The following is a 1,693-nucleotide window of genomic DNA, read 5'->3' on the forward strand; positions in this document are numbered from 1 at the left end:
CTGCCGACGCCGTATTGTTTCGGCGAGTTCGGCAAAGGCATCGACGATTCCCTCACCGTTCTTGGCGCTCACGAACTTGACGCTCGATCGCGGCAGCTGGCCGATCTCTTCGGCGCTGCCGGGGGCTTCGGCGAGATCGATCTTGTTCACGAGGGCCCGGTATGGCCTGCCTGGAAATCGCGCCTCGAAGCTGCGGACCAGCTCGACCATGCGCGTCACGGTTTGCGGGCGCGTCACGTCCGACACGACGATCGCGGCCGACGCGCCGGTAACGTAAACGGTGTCGAAAATACGCGTCCCGAAATCGCCGTCGGTGTCCCACAGCACAAGCCGCGCCGCGTCGCCTCCGCGAACCGGATCGGCCGGAACATCGTAGCTCAGCACCTCGACGCCGAGCGTCGATTTGTATTCGCCGTCGAAACGATCGTGCACGAGACGGTACATGATGGACGTCTTGCCCACACCCATGTCGCCAAGCAGCATGACCTTTGCGCTGAGCATCATTGAGGGCGCTCGGCGCGGAACACGGTTTCGAAGGTGACGCGGCGGTTGCCTTCGCTCGGCACGTCGGAAATCGGAAGCGACGACGAGCGCGAAACCACAAACAAGCGCGACGGCTCGATCCCGAGCGCGGTCAATCTTCGCACCACCTGGTCGGCCCTCTTGCGGGCAACCGTCCGGTTGGCCACATCCGTTCCGGTATCGTCCGCGTGCCCTACGACACGGATTCTCAGATCGTTGCCCGCAAGCAGCCCTGCCAGATCGCGAAACTGCTGGTCCGCCGCCTTGTCATCGGCAAAAGTGTCGGCGTTGCCAAAGAAAATCGCCGTCGAGGCCATGAAGCGGTTGAGCCGCTCGGCCGGGCTGTCGGCTATCGATTGCAGGGCGTCGTACTGCTGGTTCCTGGATTTTGTCTCCCCGGCGATCGCCGCGCGTGTTTCATCGATGCCCGCCCGCAGGCCGGCAAGGGATTGCAGCGCTTCTTCGCTCAGCCCGCGCGTCTGATCGATGCGGGCCTGCAAACCTGCGAGAGCCTGCCGCTGACCGGCAACCGCTTTGCCGGTTTCGCCCGCGGATGTCTGCACATCGGCAAGAGATTGCCGCAGTTCGGCGATCGCCTGGCGGTTTTCGTCGATGCCCGCCTGGAGGCCGGTCACCGATTGCCGCAGGGCGTCGATGTCGGCGCTGAGCGCTGCCAATTGTTCCGTGCCCGGCACGACGCCGATCCGGCCGACGACCCGATAGGGCGCCGCGGCCTTGGCCAGGGCGTCGACCAGCGGAGCCGTCTGCACCTGGCTTGGCTCTATGCCGGAGACCGAGACGCTGCGATTGCGGTGGTCGAAATCCAGCCGCAACGGGAAAGATTCCAGCAGCGGTTCCTTGCCGGCCAGTTCCTGGAGCGCATCGTTGGCGCGCCGCTCCAGCACCGTGCGGGTCAAATAGACGCTCGCCAGCCATGCCAGCCCGGCGGCGACGAGAGCCGCGAGCACGAACAGGACGACCTTTGCGCCCCGACGCGGTTCGGGTTCGGCAGCCGGACCGGCTTCGATGGAGGCGGCCAGCGCAGCCAGCATGGCGGCGTCGCAGTCGAGGCCGCGATCCATGCTCTCGATCGTGTCGAAGAAAAGCGAATTGATCCTGTCATTGTCGGCGGGGCGAAGGGGGCCGATGCATTCCGCGGCCAGGATGAACC

The 1,693-nt window shown here is 65.3% G+C and carries 2 protein-coding genes; both read right to left on the reverse strand.

The window, feature by feature from the left end; translation table 11 throughout:
• A partial coding sequence (locus FJ957_RS31680) for a hypothetical protein (protein WP_246686023.1) occupies positions 1 to 483 on the reverse strand: 483 nt, incomplete at its 3' end.
• Positions 484 to 500: 17 nt separating this feature from the next.
• The coding region (locus tag FJ957_RS31685) for an OmpA family protein (RefSeq protein ID WP_140837557.1) at positions 501 to 1,693 on the reverse strand (1,193 nt) is incomplete at its 5' end.

Source organism: Mesorhizobium sp. B2-4-6 (assembly GCF_006442775.1).
Taxonomy (GTDB): domain Bacteria; phylum Pseudomonadota; class Alphaproteobacteria; order Rhizobiales; family Rhizobiaceae; genus Mesorhizobium.